At 64.3% G+C, this 17,081-nt stretch carries 18 protein-coding genes; 13 read left to right on the forward strand and 5 right to left on the reverse strand.

Annotation, left to right across the window (positions count from 1 at the left end; all coding sequences use genetic code 11):
• Positions 1–11 precede the first annotated feature (11 nt).
• Complete coding sequence (locus GGD40_RS13270) at positions 12–746, forward strand: RNA polymerase sigma factor FliA (protein ID WP_054038479.1); 735 nt, start codon at positions 12–14, stop codon at positions 744–746.
• 130 nt (positions 747–876) lie between these two features.
• Here GGD40_RS13270 and GGD40_RS13275 read toward each other — a convergent pair whose 3' ends face one another.
• The 5 genes from GGD40_RS13275 to flgA form a co-directional block, all read right to left on the reverse strand.
• The gene (locus tag GGD40_RS13275) at positions 877–1,284 is read right to left on the reverse strand and encodes a type II toxin-antitoxin system HicB family antitoxin (protein ID WP_179707782.1); all 408 of its coding nucleotides are present in this window, start codon (positions 1,282–1,284) and stop codon (positions 877–879) included.
• A complete protein-coding gene (locus GGD40_RS13280; protein WP_373565332.1) occupies positions 1,281–1,436 on the reverse strand; it encodes a type II toxin-antitoxin system HicA family toxin in 156 nt (51 codons plus the stop codon). The genes GGD40_RS13275 and GGD40_RS13280 overlap by 4 nt, the downstream gene beginning before the upstream one ends.
• A 349-nt stretch (positions 1,437–1,785) precedes the next feature.
• Positions 1,786–2,232, reverse strand: coding sequence for a flagella synthesis protein FlgN (locus tag GGD40_RS13285; RefSeq protein ID WP_179743965.1), 447 nt, complete (start codon positions 2,230–2,232; stop codon positions 1,786–1,788).
• Positions 2,233–2,326: 94 nt separating this feature from the next.
• Entirely contained in the window at positions 2,327–2,683 is a 357-nt protein-coding gene (gene flgM, locus GGD40_RS13290; protein ID WP_179743966.1) for a flagellar biosynthesis anti-sigma factor FlgM, read from the reverse strand.
• 201 nt (positions 2,684–2,884) lie between these two features.
• A complete protein-coding gene (gene flgA, locus GGD40_RS13295) occupies positions 2,885–4,492 on the reverse strand; it encodes a flagellar basal body P-ring formation chaperone FlgA (RefSeq protein WP_179743967.1) in 1,608 nt (535 codons plus the stop codon).
• A 218-nt stretch (positions 4,493–4,710) separates the two neighbouring features.
• Between flgA and flgB the strand changes: the two genes are divergently transcribed.
• The 12 genes from flgB (at position 4,711) to flgL (ending at position 17,046) form a co-directional block, all read left to right on the forward strand.
• Positions 4,711–5,205 carry a flagellar basal body rod protein FlgB gene (gene flgB / locus GGD40_RS13300; RefSeq protein ID WP_179707790.1) on the forward strand — a complete coding sequence of 165 codons (495 nt, stop codon included), beginning with the start codon at positions 4,711–4,713 and terminating at the stop codon, positions 5,203–5,205.
• Between the two features lie 89 nt (positions 5,206–5,294).
• A complete protein-coding gene (flgC, locus tag GGD40_RS13305; RefSeq protein WP_179707792.1) occupies positions 5,295–5,720 on the forward strand; it encodes a flagellar basal body rod protein FlgC in 426 nt (141 codons plus the stop codon).
• Positions 5,721–5,730: 10 nt separating this feature from the next.
• Complete coding sequence (locus GGD40_RS13310; RefSeq protein ID WP_179707794.1) at positions 5,731–6,462, forward strand: flagellar hook assembly protein FlgD; 732 nt, start codon at positions 5,731–5,733, stop codon at positions 6,460–6,462.
• Positions 6,463–6,505: 43 nt separating this feature from the next.
• Positions 6,506–8,041, forward strand: a complete 1,536-nt coding sequence (locus tag GGD40_RS13315) for a flagellar hook protein FlgE (RefSeq protein ID WP_179707796.1) — start codon at positions 6,506–6,508, stop codon at positions 8,039–8,041.
• 19 nt (positions 8,042–8,060) lie between these two features.
• Complete coding sequence (gene flgF, locus GGD40_RS13320; RefSeq protein WP_179707798.1) at positions 8,061–8,819, forward strand: flagellar basal-body rod protein FlgF; 759 nt, start codon at positions 8,061–8,063, stop codon at positions 8,817–8,819.
• Positions 8,820–8,859: 40 nt separating this feature from the next.
• Positions 8,860–9,648: a flagellar basal-body rod protein FlgG gene (gene flgG / locus GGD40_RS13325; protein ID WP_035554498.1), complete on the forward strand. Its 789-nt coding sequence runs from the start codon at positions 8,860–8,862 to the stop codon at positions 9,646–9,648.
• A 31-nt stretch (positions 9,649–9,679) separates the two neighbouring features.
• Positions 9,680–10,378, forward strand: a complete 699-nt coding sequence (gene flgH / locus GGD40_RS13330) for a flagellar basal body L-ring protein FlgH (protein WP_035562582.1) — start codon at positions 9,680–9,682, stop codon at positions 10,376–10,378.
• 2 nt (positions 10,379–10,380) lie between these two features.
• Positions 10,381–11,568 carry a flagellar basal body P-ring protein FlgI gene (locus tag GGD40_RS13335; RefSeq protein WP_306456579.1) on the forward strand — a complete coding sequence of 396 codons (1,188 nt, stop codon included), beginning with the start codon at positions 10,381–10,383 and terminating at the stop codon, positions 11,566–11,568.
• Between the two features lie 12 nt (positions 11,569–11,580).
• On the forward strand, positions 11,581–12,588 hold the full coding sequence (gene flgJ / locus GGD40_RS13340; RefSeq protein WP_179707800.1) for a flagellar assembly peptidoglycan hydrolase FlgJ: 1,008 nt from the start codon (positions 11,581–11,583) through the stop codon (positions 12,586–12,588).
• Positions 12,589–12,895: 307 nt separating this feature from the next.
• Positions 12,896–13,669, forward strand: coding sequence for a flagellar brake protein (locus GGD40_RS13345; RefSeq protein WP_179744944.1), 774 nt, complete (start codon positions 12,896–12,898; stop codon positions 13,667–13,669).
• A gap of 166 nt (positions 13,670–13,835) precedes the next feature.
• Positions 13,836–15,812, forward strand: a complete 1,977-nt coding sequence (flgK, locus tag GGD40_RS13350) for a flagellar hook-associated protein FlgK (RefSeq protein ID WP_179743968.1) — start codon at positions 13,836–13,838, stop codon at positions 15,810–15,812.
• A gap of 10 nt (positions 15,813–15,822) precedes the next feature.
• Complete coding sequence (gene flgL / locus GGD40_RS13355; RefSeq protein ID WP_179707803.1) at positions 15,823–17,046, forward strand: flagellar hook-associated protein FlgL; 1,224 nt, start codon at positions 15,823–15,825, stop codon at positions 17,044–17,046.
• The last annotated feature ends 35 nt before the right edge of the window (positions 17,047–17,081 follow it).

Genomic DNA, 17,081 nt, shown 5'->3' on the forward strand with positions numbered 1-17,081 from the left:
AGGGGAGCACGATGTACAACGCTCAGGGAAAGATTTCCCAAGCCGAAGTTCTGACGAAGTACGCACCGCTGGTGCGTCGCCTCGGCTTGCAGCTCGTTGCCAAGATGCCGGCCAGCGTCGATCTCGACGATCTGATCCAGGCCGGCATGATCGGCCTGCTGGATGCCGCGAGCCGCTACAAGGAAGACCAGGGCGCGCAGTTCGAGACCTACGCCAGCCAGCGGATTCGCGGCGCGATGCTCGACGAGCTGCGTAGCAACGACTGGTTGCCGCGCAGCCTGCGGCGCACCTCGCGCGAAGTCGAATCGGCGGTGCACAAGGTGGAGCAGAACCTGGGCCGCTCGGCGAGCGAAACGGAGATTGCCGAGCACTTGCAAATGCCGCTCGACGAGTATCAGTCGATGCTCCAGGATCTGCACGGCAGCCAGTTGATCTACTACGAAGACTTCGACCGCTCGGCGGACGACGAGCCGTTTCTCGACCGCTACTGTGTGGACCATTCGGACCCGCTGTCGGCGCTGCTCGACGACAGCCTGCGCTCGGCGCTGGTGGAAGCGATCGACCGCCTGCCGGAACGCGAGAAGCTGCTGATGTCGCTCTATTACGAACGCGGCATGAACCTGCGCGAAATCGGCGCGGTGATGGAAGTCAGCGAGTCGCGGGTGTGCCAGTTGCACAGTCAGGCGGTGGCGCGTCTGCGCACGCGCCTGCGCGAAATGGCCTGGGCGAATGCCGAAGCGACTTGAGGCGACCTGACGCGACCTGACGTCACGCGACATAACCCCGAGGGTGACCGCGTAACCTGAAGCGCCGGCCGGATCACCCCGGCGCTTCAGTCCGAGGCGGTTCTGGCAGCAAGCCCGAACCCCGCCTGCTTCACAGCGCCATCTCGCGTTCCGCGGCTAGCGCGAGAAATGCCGACCGCGACAGACCGCGCGTTTGCGCGTAGATGTCGATATCCTGGACCAGCACCTCGGGCAGCGAGATGTTGATGCGCACGGCCTTCTTCAGGGCCGGAATATTCCGGGTGGTGACAAAGCCCCACATAAAGCCCGCGTAATCCGGATTGCGCTGATGCTCGCTCAACTTGAGCGGCTGCGGCACCGGCAGCCCTTCGTCGAGCAGCGTGTCCAGATGCGACTCGACCGCCAGCTTCGCGTTGGCGAAAGCCTCTTCAAGCGTATCGCCGGCCGCAAAGCAGCCAGGAAGGTCCGGCACCACCACGCCATACGCATGGTCGTCGTCACCCGATTCGACTGCGATCGGGAAAATCAGATTTTTCATTTCAGGCTCGCCTGTTTCAGGATGCTGTTCAATGTGCCGGGCGGCAGATCTTTCTTGGGATGAGGGATGGTCACGAGACCAACCCTGAACGGATGCCGGAAATGATGGTGGCTGCCCGAGATACGGACCAACTGCCAGTCATTCGCCTGAATCTATTTGATTACCGCGGCGCTGTTCATCTTGCACTCCTGAATCATACACACGACTACACACTATTGCTAGTGTTCAACGTTCCGCTTTGGTCTCTGCGCATCGGCATCGACGCGCGAGACGGAACGCGAAAAACCGCAGTGGGGAGGGCATGATTTCAACCCGGCGCACGCTTTCGCGCCACCTGGCCGGATGGCTAACGTAAGGTTGGGAAACGGGGAGTGAAGGCGAAAAACAGAAAGGGCTCGTCGATGACGAGCCCTTCGTTCAAGGCAATGAATTCAGCAGCAGTCGTGTGCCGCGACCGCGTGCAGCGACGTCGCTCGGCAGATCCGGGAGGTCCGGGAGTTTTTACGCCGCGGGTTGCGCGGGAATCCGCCCATCCGGTCCGTAGAAGCCGACCTTCTGCGGCACTTCGACCTGCAGCGCCGCCAGTGCGCGCTGGTTGTAGTCCATCCGCACGCGGATCAGCTCACCGTTGCTCGTGTTGAAGCGTCGCGCGCGTTCGGCGGCTTTCTGCAGCAGCGACCATTGGTCGGCGACGCGTGTGTCGGTGCTGGCCGCGAGTTCCATGCCGGGCCAACCGGCCGGCAAGCCCATATCGGCGAGCAGCTTGTCGCGGATGGCTTCGAGATTGGCCAGCACGCCGATCAGTTCGGTTTTCTTCTCGACGATCGGTGGCAGCAATTCAAGCGGCGACAAGGCGGTCAATGCCTTGGTCTCGAGCGTCAGAATCGAGGCGAACGCCTCGACAGCCGAATATTCTTCGACGAGGGTGGCAAGCAGGGCGTCTTTCATTTCAACAACTCGCTGAACACGACGGCTCGCGCTAGATTCGCGAGCCGGGTTTGTCGAACGTCGCCCGGCAAGTCACCGTACTTCGATGCGTCGATCAGTTGCCGGTCGACGAGGTTTTGCTTTGCAACAGGTCGCGTGCGGTGTTCAGCACGCCGTCGGCGATCTTGCTGGAGTCGATCGTCAGCGAGCCATTCTTGATGGCCTGCTTGATCGACTCGACGTGCGCCGTGTCGATGTCTGCCGAACCGGACGCCGCAAGGCTGCGCAGATGCTGCGACAGGCCCGACAGGCTGACGCTGGCGTCGCCCGACGTGCCGCCGGTGGCGGGTTGCGAGGCGGTGCTCGCGGTCTGCGCGTTGCTGTTCGCGGTCGTCGCGTCGCTTTGTTGCGAACGGGACAGGGCGTCTTTCAACGACGGCAGATTCGAATTGGTTGTGGAATCGACTTTCACGATTGGCTTCCTGAACGATTTGATCCTGATAACGGCACTCGCTGATCAAAACTTTAGCGCAATCGCTCCAGGTTTTGCCTTGCCATTCAAGACGATCCGGCCCCTTGGCAGGCCCGACCCGTGTCACTCGCACGGCGGGCATGCGGCCCCGCGCGGTCTGGCGCACGCGCGAATCCCGGGCGGCGCGCGCTGCCTGCCCGTTCACAGTTGAATCTCCACCGTCGAGCCGTCTTTCACGATGCCGGAAATGATCTGGCCGTTGGGCGTACGAACCCGCACCTGCTGGCCTGGCGACGCGTTGTTCATCGCACTGCCTTCGGACGAAATCGAGAAACCGGCGCCCGCCGCGACGACCCGCACCGTCTGGCCGATCGAGACCGCCGAGGTGCTTTTCAGCATGTCGCGGCGCAGCGGCATGCCGCCGGCGACGCGCGTGAGCGTTACCGAGCCGATTGCCTGCGACGGGTCCGTGACGATCGCCTGCGGCAAGCCGGTCAGGTCGCCGTCACGCGCGACGAGATCGGCGGCGGTCAGCACTTCGCCCGGCGACATGGCGCGGGCGGCCAGGTAGTAGGTGGCGTTCAGCGAAATACGCGCTTGCAGATAAATGGTCCACGGCCGTTCGCCGGAGCAGCGCACGCCGACGGTCATGCGGCCCCACAGGCGCGCGCCGCTCGGCATGAAGGGCTCGAGCGCCGTGCAGGCCGCGAGGCCGCGCGGAAACGCCTGGGCGACGGTGATCTCGACCTTGCCCGGCAAGCCGGCGGATTGCTGCTGCAGGAACGCGAGAGCGGCGCCGCGGATCGCGTCCGCATCCTGCTGGCCGGGCAACGGCGCGGGCTGTGCGACGGCCGCGGCACGCATGTTTTGCTGAGCGATGGCCGGTGCGATGGGACGAGTGGCCGATACGCGGCCGATCGTCGCGGGCGTCGGGACTGATGCCGACGTGGCGTTAGTGGCCGCAGCCGCGGTGGTGGTCGAGGAGGCAAGCGGCGCGACAGCCGCGCGCGTTGCGATTGCCCGGGCCGCGAGCGGCTTGCCGTTCGCGCCCAGTTGAGGCGGTTCGCCGCGTGAAGCAAGACTGTCGAAACCGTCGGTGACGGCGGTATTGCTGGCAATGCCGTTGACGCCGCTGGCGCTGCTCACGACACCACTATTCACGCCACGATACCCGCCGTTGACCGGCGCATTGGCCGCCACCGGCTGCACGCCCACCGCTTGCCGCGCGGCCGGCGTCACGACGACCGGCACAACCTGGCGCTGGCCCGGCACGACATTGAAGTTGGCCACGCCGGTCGGCGCATTGGCCGCACCCGGTGCCGGAATCGTCACGACGCCGTTCGCGTCGGGTTTGAAACTGGTGCGGATCATTTGCGGCGCGGCAGGCGCTTCGCCTTCGCCGGCAATCACGATCGAGCCGCTCGCATTGGCGGCGCGGGTGAATTCATCCGTGGTGCGCGAGACCGGTCCGCGCCCCAGCGATTGCGCGGTGGCCGCTGCCAGCGTCGCGGCGGTGCCGGCGCGTTTGGCCGGCGCGGCTTGCATCTGCTGCGCGAGATCGGCGAGCGCCGCCGGATTCTTTTCGCCCGGGCCGGGAATCACGATCGGCCCGTCGGCTTGCTGCGCGTAGGCGCTCGGCGCGAGCAGCAGGGCGCCGGCCGGCAGGCACAGCGCCGAACCCAGCGCCAGGCGCGCGAGCCGCATCGACCAGGCCGGCAGTTGCTTGGCCCGGCGCGGCCCGCTCGCACCGACGCCATGCGCCACCGCGCGGCTGGCGCGGAGCGTCGGATCGAAGGTGGGCTGGTCCATCGTGTTTCTCCATCGAATGCATCGGTACGCCTTGCATTCTAGTGAGCGCCCCCTTTGCGCAAACGTTGAATAGAAGCCCCCTTTCCCGGTTATTCGTCCGATTGCTCCTTGCGTAGCGCCCATAAGATGCACTTCATGCAAAAAGGTCTTCTCGCTTCACGCAGTCCTCACGCGAGGCTGCAGCGGGAAGCCTCGGGAACGTTCTCCGGAGATTTCTTATGCTGGACAAACTCGATGCCGAATTCGCCTTTGGCCGCCAGGCGCTCGATGTGCGCGCCTACCGCCAGGAGCTGCTGTCGTCGAATATCGCCAACGCCGATACCCCCGGGTACAAGGCGCGCGACGTCGACTTCGCTTCGTCGCTCGCTGGCGCGCTGAAGAAGGGCGACGGCGCCACCGGCACCGCCGCGTCGAACAACTCGACGCTCGCGATGACGCAGCCCGTGGGCGTGACGAGCGGCATGTCGATGGTGTCGACGTCGCCTGGCCACATGTCGGGCAAATCGACGCTGACGCCGACCGGCGGCGCGTCCGACGACTACGGCAATCTGCAATACCGCATTCCGACGCAGCCCGCGCTCGACGGCAACACGGTCGACATCGACACCGAACGGGTGCAGTTCGCGGACAACACGTTGCACTTCGAATCAGGCATGACGGTGCTGTCAGGCCAGATCAAAACGATGCTGGCGGCGATCCAGTCGGGCTCGTAATAACCGACGCCGCGCAGGACAGCAGGTCGCAGGAACAATCGCTACGGGAATTAACGCCGGGTCAAACCGGTAGGAGAGGTCAGGAAACCATGCCATCCCTGATGAACATTTTTGGTGTTGCAGGCTCCGCGATGTCGGCGCAGTCGCAGCGGCTCAACGTGACGGCGTCGAATCTCGCCAACGCGGACAGCACGACCGGCCCGGACGGCCAGCCTTATAGGGCCAAGCAGGTCGTGTTCGCGGTCAGCCCGCTGGGCGGCGCGCGCACCGCGTCCGGCCAGCAGGTCGGCGGCGTGCAGGTCACCGGCGTGGTCGACGACCCGACGCCGATGAAGACCGCGTACGACCCCGGCAACCCGGCCGCCAATTCGGACGGCTACGTCACGCTGCCCAACGTCGACCCGGTGCAGGAAATGGTCAACATGATCTCGGCCTCGCGCTCGTATCAGGCCAACGTCGAGACCCTGAACACCGCCAAGACACTGATGCTGAAAACGCTCACGATCGGAACCTGAGGAGAGCTTCTTGACCACCAACACCACCATCGGCAGCAACGGCACGAACGTGTCGCAGACGCTGCTCGATACCATGAACGGCACGGGCAAGAGCTCGAGCGCGACGGGCGCGACCAGCTCGACGAGTTCGAGCAGCAGCACCTCGGCCAGCAGCCTGCAGCAGACCTTTCTGCAATTGCTCGTCGCGCAGTTGCAGAACCAGGACCCGACCAATCCGATGGACAGCTCGCAGATGACGTCGCAGCTGGCGCAGATCAACACGGTGTCGGGCATCAGCCAGTTGAACACGACGCTGAGCTCGCTCGCGACGCAGATGTCGGCAGGCCAGCAGTCACAAGCCGCACTGCTGATCGGCTCGACCGTGCTCGCCCCGGGCAACTCGGTGACGGTCGCGAGCGGCAAGGCCGGCTCGTTCGGCGTGCAGCTCGCCAACTCGGTGAGCGACCTGCAGGTCGTCGTGAAGAACTCGGCGGGCACGATCGTCAACACGATCGACCTCGGCAAGCAGTCGGCCGGTACGGTGCCGGTGGGCTGGACGCCGACCGACACGGCCGGCAACACGCTGCCCGACGGCACCTACACGATCAGCGCCGTGGGCACGATCAACGGCCAGCAGGCCACCGCGACCACGCTGTCGAGCGCGACCGTGCAGAGCGTCGTCATGCAGAGCACCGGTACGCCGGGCCTCGTGCTGTCGAACGGCACGACGGTCGGCCTGACCAACGTCGCCGCCATCCTCTGATTCAGATTCAGTCAGTTACGACTTTCCAGATACGGAGACCGTCATGGGTTACCAACAAGGTTTGAGTGGTTTGTCGGCGTCGTCGAGCGACCTCGACGTGATCGGCAACAACATCGCCAACGCGAATACGGTTGGCTTCAAGAGCGGCGCGGCGCAATTCGCCGACATGTACGCGAATTCGGTGGCGACCGCGGTGGGCAACCAGGTCGGTATCGGTACCAAGCTCTCGGAAGTGCAGCAGCAGTTTTCGCAAGGCACCATCACCAGCACCAACCAGGCGCTGGACGTCGCGATCAACGGCAACGGCTTCTTCCAGTTGTCGAATAACGGCTCGCTGGTGTACTCGCGCAACGGCGTGTTCCAGCTCGACAAGAACGGCTTCATCACCAACGCGCAAGGTTTGCAACTGATGGGCTACGGCGCGAACGCCGCCGGCATCATCAACACCGCGCAAACCGTGCCGTTGAGCGTGCCGACCGCGAACATCGCACCGCAAGCAACCACCAAGATCGTTGCCGGCCTGAACCTGAACGCGCAGGATCCGCTGATGCTCGGCACGCCGCTCGTGGCCCCCGCGCTAGCAGCGGGCAGTACGCTGTCCTCGCCGGGCGCGACGATCACGAACACCGCGTCGGGCACGAATAACGACAGCTACACCGTCAACTTCACGAGCGCGACCACCTACACGGTGACCGATACCACGCTCGGCACCACCACCGCGCCCGCGACGTACACGGCCGGCTCGGCGGTTTCGCTCGGCAACGGCCAGACGATCACGATGAACGGCACGCCGGTCCTCGGCGACAAGATGACGATCACGCCGACGCCGATCGCGTTCAACCAGAACAGCTCGTCGACGTACAACTACTCGACCAGCACGACGGTCTACGACTCGCTGGGCGGCTCGCAGACGGTCAACATGTACTTCGCCAAGACGTCGGCGGGAACGTGGAACGTGTACGCCGGCACTTCGACCGGCACCGCGAACCTGGTGGGTCAGGCGAACTTCAATTCGTCGGGCACGCTGCTCGGCACGACTCAGGTCAACACCCCGATCGCGACGCCGCCGACCTTCACCGCGACCACGACCCCGTACGTCTACAACTTCAGCATTCCGACTACCGACGGTTCGTCGACGCCGCAGAACCTGACGCTGAACATCGGCGGCACGACGCAGTACGGCGGTAAAGACGGCGTGAACTCGCTGCAGCCCGACGGCTACGCGGCCGGCACGCTGACGAGCTTCACGATCGGCGCCGACGGCACGTTGACCGGCAACTACTCGAACCAGCAAACGGCTGCACTCGGTCAGATCGCGCTGGCGAACTTCTCGAACCAGAACGGTCTCGTGAACCTGGGCAACAACGAGTTCCAGCAAACGTCGCAATCGGGCGTCGCACAGATCTCCGCGCCGGGCTCGACCAACCACGGCGTGCTGCAAGGCGGCGCGGTGGAAAACTCGAACGTCGATCTGACGAGCGAACTGGTGAACCTGATCACCGCGCAACGCAACTATCAAGCGAACGCGCAGACGATCAAGACTCAGCAGACCGTCGACCAGACGCTGATCAACCTGTAAGCGACCGGGACTTCCCATCATGGATCGGCTGATCTACACCGCGATGTCGGGCAGCACGCAAGCGCTCGAACAGCAGGCTATCGTCGCGAACAATCTGGCGAACGCGTCGACCACCGGCTTTCGCGCGCAGCTCGCGACGTTCCGTGCCGTGCCGATGTCGTTCGGCGACGGCAGCACGGTCAACGACAACACGACCCGCACCTTCGTGCTGTCGTCGACGCCGGGCGCGGACTACACGCCCGGCCCGATCCAGCAGACGGGTAACCCGCTCGACGTAGCGATTCAGGGTCCGGGCTGGCTGGCGGTGCAAACCGCCGACGGCAACGAGGCTTATACGCGCGCCGGCAATCTGCACGTCGACGAAAACGGTCAACTGGTGAACGCGATGAACCAGACCGTGCTCGGCAACGGCGGCCCGGTGTCGGTGCCGCCGGGTGCGGAAATCACCATCGGCAAGGACGGCACGGTGTCGGCGCTGACCCCTGGCGATCCGCCGACGGCGGTGGTGACGGTCGATCAGCTGAAGCTGGTGAATCCGGATCCGCAAACCATGACGCGCGGCGACGACGGTCTGTTCCGGACCGCCGACGGCAACCCCGCCGACGCCGATCCGGCCGTCACGGTGGTGCCGGCCTCGCTCGAAGGCAGCAACGTGAATCCGGTCAGCGCGATGGTCTCGATGATCACCAACGCGCGCCAGTTCCAGATGCAGACCAAGCTGCTGGAAAACGCCGACAAGAACGACCAGTCCGCTAACCAGTTGCTCAGCTTTAGCTAACAGGATGCGCTGGGTTCGCCCGGCCCCCAGGAGAACACAAGTGAATCGCTCACTGTATATCGCCGCTACCGGCATGAATGCGCAACAGGCGCAGATGGACGTGATCTCGAACAACCTCGCGAACGTCAGCACCAACGGCTTCAAGGGCTCGCGCGCCGTGTTCGAAGACTTGCTGTATCAGACCGTCCGCCAGCCGGGCGCGAACTCGACGCAGCAAACCGAACTGCCTTCGGGCATCCAGCTCGGCACCGGCGTGCAGCAGGTCGCCACCGAGCGTCTGTACACGCAGGGCAACCTGACGCAGACCGGCAATTCGAAAGACCTCGCGATCAACGGCGCGGGCTTTTTCCAGGTGCAGATGCCTGACGGCACGACCGCCTACACGCGCGACGGCTCGTTCCAGACCAACGCGCAGGGTCAACTGGTCACGTCGAGCGGCTATCAGGTGATTCCGGCCATCACGATCCCGAACAACGCGACGTCGATGACGGTCGGCAGCGACGGCGTGGTGTCGATCACCGTGGCCGGTTCGACCAACAGCCAGCAGTTGGGCTCGATGCAGCTCGCGACCTTCATCAACCCGGCCGGTCTGGATGCGAAGGGTGAAAACCTGTTTTCGGAAACGGCTTCGTCGGGCGCGCCGAACATCGCGCAACCGGGCCTGAACGGCGCCGGTTCGCTGAATCAGGGTTACGTGGAAGCATCGAACGTGAACGTGGTGCAGGAACTGGTGAACATGATCCAGACGCAACGCGCTTACGAAATCAACAGCAAGGCCGTGACGACCTCCGACCAGATGCTGCAGACCCTCAGCCAGATGCAGGTTTGAGGGACTGGGAATTAAACAGGCGGTAATCATGATGTCGCACTTCTCTCGTAACCCGGTTCATTCGCGCACCGCTCAGGCGCTCGTGCAGCTCACGCTGCTCGCCGCCCTGGGTGGTTGCGGCCTCGTGCCCAAGCAGCCCATCACGCAGCAACCGATGACGGCTCTGCCGCCGCCGCCGCCGCAGATGCAGTCGCCGGGCTCCATCTATAACCCGGGTTACGCGGGCCGGCCGCTGTTCGAAGATCAGCGGCCGCGCAATGTGGGCGACATTCTGACGATCGTGATCCAGGAAAACGTCAACGCGACGAAGTCCTCGGGCGCGAACGCGAACCGTTCGGGCAGCACCAATTTCAACGTGCCGACCGCCGGTTTCCTCACCGGTCTGTTCGGCAAGACCAATCTCAGCGCGACCGGCGCCAACGTGTTCCAGGGCACCGGCGGCGCGAATGCGTCGAACACCTTCAACGGCACGATTACCGTGACGGTGACGGGCGTGCTGCCGAACGGCAACCTCGCGGTGAGCGGCGAAAAGCAGATGCTGATCAACCAGGGTAACGAGTTCGTGCGTTTTTCCGGCGTGGTGAATCCGAACACGATTTCCAGCCTGAACGCGGTGTATTCCACCCAGGTGGCCGACGCGAAAATCGAATACTCCGCGAAGGGCTATCTCGACGAAGCCGAAAACATGGGCTGGCTGCAGCGTTTCTTCCTCAACGTGTCGCCGTGGTGATCATGCGTACCGTCTTCTCCCGCCACGGCCGCTTTGCGCGACTCGTTCATCTCGGCCGAGCGATGGCCCTCGTCGCGCTCGTCTGCGCGGCACTGCCGGCCGCGACGCCCGCTCATGCGGAGCGCCTGAAAGACCTCGTGCAGATTCAGGGCGTGCGCGACAACCCGCTGATCGGCTACGGCCTCGTCGTCGGTCTCGACGGCACGGGCGACCAGACCACGCAGACGCCGTTCACTACACAGACGCTCGCCAACATGCTGGCGAACCTCGGCATCTCGATCAACAACCAGGCGGCGGGCTCGAGCAATTCGCAGTCTTCACTGTCGAACATCCAGTTGAAAAACGTCGCCGCGGTGATGGTGACGGCGGTGCTGCCGCCGTTCGCGCGTCCGGGCGAGGCGATCGACGTGACCGTGTCGTCGCTCGGTAATTCGAAGAGCCTGCGCGGCGGCACGCTGCTGCTCACGCCGCTCAAGGGCGCGGACGGCCAGGTGTATGCGCTCGGCCAGGGCAACCTCGCGATCGGCGGCGCCGGTGCGAGCGCGAATGGCAGCAAGGTGCAGGTGAACACGCTCAACGCGGGGCGCATTGCCGGCGGCGCAATCGTCGAACGTGCGGTGCCGACGTCGGTGTCGCAAGCGGGCACGATGCAACTCGATCTGAACGACATGGACTACGACACCACGCAGCGGGTCGTGTCGGCGGTGAACAATACGTTCGGCAGCGGCACGGCCATGGCGCTCGACGGTCGCACGATCCAGTTGCGCGCGCCGAGCGATCCGGAGCAGCAGGTCGCCTTCATGGCGCAATTGCAGAACATCGACGTCAAGCCGGCGCAAGCTTCCGCGAAGGTGATCCTGAACGCGCGCACCGGCTCGATCGTCATGAATCAGATGGTCACGTTGCAGAGCTGCGCGGTCGCGCACGGCAATCTGTCGGTGGTGATCAATACGCAGCCGGTGGTGAGCCAGCCCGGCGCGTTCTCGAACGGCCAGACCGTCGCGGCCAAGCAGTCGCAGATTCAATTGAAGCAGGACAACGGCGCACTGAAGATGGTGACCGCCGGCGCGAACCTCGCCGACGTGGTGAAGGCGCTCAACGCACTGGGTGCGACGCCCGCGGATCTGATGTCGATTCTGCAGGCCATGAAGGCAGCGGGCGCTTTGCGCGCCGACCTGGAAATCATCTAAGGAAGACAGCAGATGAATTCGGACACGATCAATTCCGCCAACTCGGCCAACGCGGCCAACGAGCTGACCCAGCGCTTCGCGCTCGACGTCCAGGGTTTCAGCAAGCTGAGCGCGCAGGTGAAAGCATCGCCGCAAGCCGGCATGAAGATGGCCGCGCAGCAGTTCGACGCGGTTTTCACGCAAATGATGCTGAAAAGCATGCGCGATGCGACGCCGCAGGATGGTCCATTCGATTCGCATGACAGCGCGACCTTCACGTCGATGATGGATCAGCAGATGTCGCAGCAGTTGTCGCAAAAGGGCATTGGCGTCGCCGATGCCATGCTCAAGCAACTGATGCGCAACCAGGGCATCCAGACAGGCGGCGCCGGTGGTGCGGGCGGTCTCGCCGGCATGGCCAACGCGCTGGGCGGCGGCAGCGGCGGTGGCGACGAAGGTCAGACCGCGGCGCTGAACGCGCTCGCGAAAGCGTACGGCAATGCGCAGGCCAACGGCCAGTTGGCCATGGGCAAGGGCTACTCGGCCAATAGCGCGCTGACGCCGCCGTTGAAGGGCGACGGCACCTCGCCGAAGGTCGACGCGTTCGTCGACAAGCTCGCCGCACCCGCGCAGGCCGCCAGCGCCGCGACCGGTATTCCGGCGCGCTTCATCATCGGTCAGGCCGCGCTCGAATCGGGCTGGGGCAAGAGCGAGATCAAGAAGACGGACGGCTCGACCAGCCACAACGTGTTCGGCATCAAGGCAACCAAAGACTGGACCGGCAAGACCGTTTCGACAGTCACGACCGAGTATGTGAACGGCAAGCCGCAGCGCACCGTCGAAAAATTCCGCGCGTACGACTCGTACCAGGAAGCGATGACCGACTACGCGAGCCTGCTCAAGAACAATCCGCGTTATGCGCAAGTCATCAACTCGGCGCACGACGTGAGCGGTTTCGCCAACGGTATGCAGCGCGCCGGTTACGCGACCGACCCGCATTACGCGAAAAAACTGATGTCCATCATGCAGAAGATGGGCTGAGCGGTATCCCATGCACGCGACGGGGCCAGGTGCATAACAAGACGGACGAGGCCGGCTGTTCACGGACAGCCGGCCCAGCCGCGCGAGGCGGATGGGGTGAATCGGGCGGTTTTAACGTTTGCGGCAAATAATTCATTACAGGCCCCTAAATTTTGGCCTGGCGATGCCGCTAATCAGTTAGACCCGATACCGGAAAGCGCAGTATTGTCCGGTTGAATGCGCGTGCTGCGGCTTCGATGAAGACCGCGCGAAAGCCCCGGCAGGAGCCTTGGCACGCGCCCGCAAGAACATGCATACCGGCAAGCCCATGGATATGAACCAGTCGAATGGCCAGACCGAAACGCCCGGCCAGCCGCACGCTTCACTAGACGAAAGTGCCAACGACTTCGGTCGTCGCAATCCGCTGGAGATCGGCGTACAGCTACGCAATCTCGTCAATCGCGGCGATTTCCTCACTGCTCAATACGCGAGCGGCCAGCTCGTCACGCGGCTGCTCGATGTCGACGTGCGCGGGCGCACCTTCACGTTTGATTGGGGCGCGCTCGCCGAACAGAACCAGGGCCTGCTGGCCGCGCCGCGCTGCCAGTTCCACGCGCAGCCGGACGGCGTGCGCGTCGAGTTCGCCACCGCCACACCGCGCGAGACCCGCTACGAAGGGTTGCCGGCGTTCGAAGCCGACTTCCCCGAGGTACTGTTTTACGTGCAGCGGCGCGAGTACTTCCGCGTCGATGCGCCGATTCTCGATCCGTACATGTGTACCGGCCGTTTGCCTGAGGGCGATACGTTCCGCTTCGAAGTGCACGATCTGTCGCTGGGCGGCGTCGGCATGCGCACCACCGACGAACGCGTCGCCGAATTGCCGATGGGCACGCGCCTCGTGGATTGCGAGCTGGTGCTCGGCGCGCTCGGCCGTCTTTCGCTCGATCTGCAACTGGTGTCGCACCGCTCCACCGCGTTGCCGAACGGCACGCAGCGCTACCAGTTGGGCTTCCGTTTTCTTACGCTGCCGGGCAGCGCCGAAAACACGCTGCAACGCCTGATCACGCAGCTCGAAATGAAGCGCCGCTCGCTGGTGCGCTGAGCTTTCGCGGATGGATCACAAGGCCCCGGCGGCACGGCCTCGCAAACGTTGAAACAAACGTCGAACACGCATCGGAACGGCCTCAATTTTTCCGCATTGGGGCCGTTAAACAGACTGTTCAAGCAACGCGGCGGCATGCGGTCGATGTCGCCCTTCAGGATGACGCATGTCAGATCTCATCAATCTCGGCCTCAGTGGACTGAACGCAGCCCAGTGGGGACTCACGACGACCGGCCAGAACATCAGCAACGCGTCGACGCCCGGCTATACGATCGAAACCCCGGTCTACGCGGAAAGCGGCGGCCAGTACACGGGTTCCGGCTATCTGCCGCAAGGCGTCTCGACCGTCACCGTGACGCGCCAGTACAGCCAGTATCTGACGACCCAGTTGAACAACGCGCAAGCGTCGGGTAGCTCGCTGTCGACCTACAACACGCTGATCTCGCAACTGAACAATCTGATCGGCAGCCCGACTGCCGGGATTTCGAGCGCGATCACCAGCTACTTCACCGGCCTGCAGAACGTCTCGAACAGCCCGTCGACACTGTCGACGCGCCAGACCGCGGTGAGCGGCGCGCAGACGCTCGTGAACCAGATCAATGCTGCCGGTCAGCAGTACGACTCGCTGCGCCAGAGCGTCAACACGCAGCTCACCAACACCGTTTCCCAGATCAACAGCTACACGCAGCAGATCGCCCAGTTGAACGGCCAGATCGCTCAGGCCAGCACGCAAGGCCAGCCGCCGAACCAGTTGATGGATCAGCGCGACCTCGCCGTGTCCAATCTGTCGCAACTGGTGGGCGTGCAGGTCGTCAACAGCAACGGCAGCTATAGCGTGTTCATGGGCAACGGGCAGCCGCTCGTGTCGTCCACCAACAGCTATAACCTGGGCACCGCGCCGTCTACGGGCGACTCCAGCGAACTGTCTGTGCAGTACCTCGGCCAGGCCGGCGCGAATCCGGCCGCCACGCCGCAAAACCTGCCGGACAGCAAAGTCACCGGCGGCTCGCTGGGCGGCCTGCTGCAGTTCCGCAGCCAGACGCTCGATCCGGGTGAAGCGCAACTCGGCGCGATCGCCGTGAGCTTTTCCGCGCAGGTCAACGCGCAAAACAGCCTGGGCATTACGCTCGGCGGCACCCAGGGCGGCGCGCTGTTCTCGGTGGGCAGCCCGACGGTCTACGCGAACACGCAGAACACCGGCAACGCGTCGCTGAACGTTTCGTTCGCGAACCCCGCGCAGCCGACCACCGGCGACTACACGCTCGCCTTCAACGGCAGCACCTACACGCTGACCGACAACTCGAGCGGCGCGGTGGTGGGCTCGGCGAACAATCTGAGCCAGCCGATCAACGGCCTGAATTTCTCGACCACCGGCACGATGAAAGCCGGCGACTCGTTCACGGTCGAGCCGACCCGTGGTGCGTTGAACAGCTTCGCGACCGCATCGACCGATCCGGCGGCGATCGCCGCCGCGCTGCCGTTGCAGGTGGCCGCCTCGACCGCCAACACCGGCACGGCGACGATCACCTCGCCGTCGGTGACGGCGGGTTACACGATGCCGAACGCGACGACCACGCTGAGCTACACGGGCGCGGGCCTGACCGGTTTCCCGGGGGGATCGACGGTGACGATCGCCGGCAACCCGCCGACAAGCTATCCGATCAACGCCGCCGGAACCACCGTGGTGCCGTATTCGACCGCCAACGGCGCGACGCTGACGATCACCAATGCGTCCGCCGGCCAGATGAACAACGTCACGACGACCATCAGCGGCACGCCGGCCGCCGGCGACAAGTTCACCATCGGCCCGAACACCGGCGCGACCAGCGACGGCCGCAACGCGCTGGCGCTGTCGAACCTGTCCACCGCGAAGGCGTTGGCGGGCGGCACGGTCACGCTGAGCGGCGCGTACGCGAACTACGTCAACCAGATCGGCAACCAGACGAATCAGGTGCAGACGGCGAGCACGGCGCAAACCGCGCTGGTGACGCAGATCACCGCCGCGCAGCAGTCGGTCTCAGGCGTGAACATTAACGAGGAAGCAGCCAACCTGCTTCAGTATCAGCAGCTCTATCAGGCAAACAGCAAGGTGATTCAGACCGCGCAGACCCTGTTCCAGACGTTGCTTGGCATCTTCCAGTGAGGCGTTGAACATGCGTATCTCCAGCGCGCAGTACTTCAACATGAACGTGCAGACAATGAGCAACCAGCAAGCTCAGTTGTCGCAGATCTATGCCGAGATTTCGAGCGGCGTGAGTCTGTCCACGCCGTCGGACAATCCGCTCGGCGCGGCGCAGGCCGTGCAGTTGAGCTCGACGGCCACCACGCTTGCGCAGTACACGACCAATCAGACCTCCGCGCTCGCGTCGATGCAGCAGGAAGACTCGACGCTCGGCAGCGTCAACACCGTGCTGACGACCATTCACACGCTGGTGCTGCGCGCCGGCGACGGTTCGCTGACCGACAGCGACCGCGGCGCGCTCGCCACGCAATTGACGAGCCTGCGCAGTCAGTTGATGACGCTCGCCAATTCCACCGACCCGCAGGGCAACTACCTGTTCGCCGGCTATCAAAGCGGCGCCCAGCCGTACTCGACGACCGCCTCCGGCGCCGTGACCTATTCGGGCGACACCGGTTCGCCGGCCGTGCAGATTACCGGCTCGCGTACGTTGCAGACCGGCGATAACGGCCTTGCGATCTTCGGCAGCGTCGCGTCGATCGGCACCAGCGCGGTTCCGGCGGCAACCGCTGGCAACACCGGCACCGGCGTGGTCAGCAGCGTCAGCCTGACCAATCCGACCGACCCGACCAACGCGGACACCTACAAGATCAACTTCGTGTCGGGGACCACCTACACCGTGAGCCAGACCAATCCGGCCACCGGCGCGACGAGCACGAGCCCGGCGCAGCCGTTCACGGCCGGTTCGGCGATCACGGTCGGCGGCCAGTCGGTGTCGATCAGCGGCGCGCCGAATTCGGGCGACAGCTTTACGGTGACGCCGGCGACCCAGGGCAGCATGGACGTGTTCGCCAATCTGAGCCAGTTGATCACCACGTTGCAAACGCCGCTCACGCCGGGCGCGCAGACGGCCAGCTTCCAGAGCCAGCTGACCACCAGCATGACGCAGCTCGAAAACACGATGAACAACGTGCAGACGGCGCAGGCGACCGTGGGTGGCCGCATGAACGAAGTGCAGGCTTTGCAGACGGTCACGCAGACCAACACGCTGCAGACCGCGAGCAACCTGGCGGATCTGACGCAGACCGACATGGTCAAGACGATCGGTCAGTACACGCTGACGCAGAATGCGCTGCAAGCGGCACAGCAGGCGTTCGCGAAGATTCAGAACATCTCGCTGTTCCAGTACCTGAACTAAGCGTCAAAGCAGTCTGAAACGAAGCAGGGCGGATC

The sequence above is a fragment of the Paraburkholderia bryophila genome (genome assembly GCF_013409255.1).
Lineage (GTDB): Bacteria > Pseudomonadota > Gammaproteobacteria > Burkholderiales > Burkholderiaceae > Paraburkholderia.

Coding starts and splice junctions, on each gene's coding strand:
- GGD40_RS13270 (WP_054038479.1), top strand. CDS start 12: ATGTACAACGCTCAGGGAAAGATTTCCCAAGCCGAAGTTCTGACGAAG.
- GGD40_RS13275 (WP_179707782.1), bottom strand. CDS start 1,284: ATGAAAAATCTGATTTTCCCGATCGCAGTCGAATCGGGTGACGACGAC.
- GGD40_RS13285 (WP_179743965.1), bottom strand. CDS start 2,232: ATGAAAGACGCCCTGCTTGCCACCCTCGTCGAAGAATATTCGGCTGTC.
- flgA (WP_179743967.1), bottom strand. CDS start 4,492: ATGGACCAGCCCACCTTCGATCCGACGCTCCGCGCCAGCCGCGCGGTG.
- flgB (WP_179707790.1), top strand. CDS start 4,711: ATGCTGGACAAACTCGATGCCGAATTCGCCTTTGGCCGCCAGGCGCTC.
- flgC (WP_179707792.1), top strand. CDS start 5,295: ATGCCATCCCTGATGAACATTTTTGGTGTTGCAGGCTCCGCGATGTCG.
- GGD40_RS13315 (WP_179707796.1), top strand. CDS start 6,506: ATGGGTTACCAACAAGGTTTGAGTGGTTTGTCGGCGTCGTCGAGCGAC.
- flgF (WP_179707798.1), top strand. CDS start 8,061: ATGGATCGGCTGATCTACACCGCGATGTCGGGCAGCACGCAAGCGCTC.
- flgH (WP_035562582.1), top strand. CDS start 9,680: ATGTCGCACTTCTCTCGTAACCCGGTTCATTCGCGCACCGCTCAGGCG.
- GGD40_RS13335 (WP_306456579.1), top strand. CDS start 10,381: ATGCGTACCGTCTTCTCCCGCCACGGCCGCTTTGCGCGACTCGTTCAT.
- flgJ (WP_179707800.1), top strand. CDS start 11,581: ATGAATTCGGACACGATCAATTCCGCCAACTCGGCCAACGCGGCCAAC.
- GGD40_RS13345 (WP_179744944.1), top strand. CDS start 12,896: ATGGATATGAACCAGTCGAATGGCCAGACCGAAACGCCCGGCCAGCCG.
- flgK (WP_179743968.1), top strand. CDS start 13,836: ATGTCAGATCTCATCAATCTCGGCCTCAGTGGACTGAACGCAGCCCAG.
- flgL (WP_179707803.1), top strand. CDS start 15,823: ATGCGTATCTCCAGCGCGCAGTACTTCAACATGAACGTGCAGACAATG.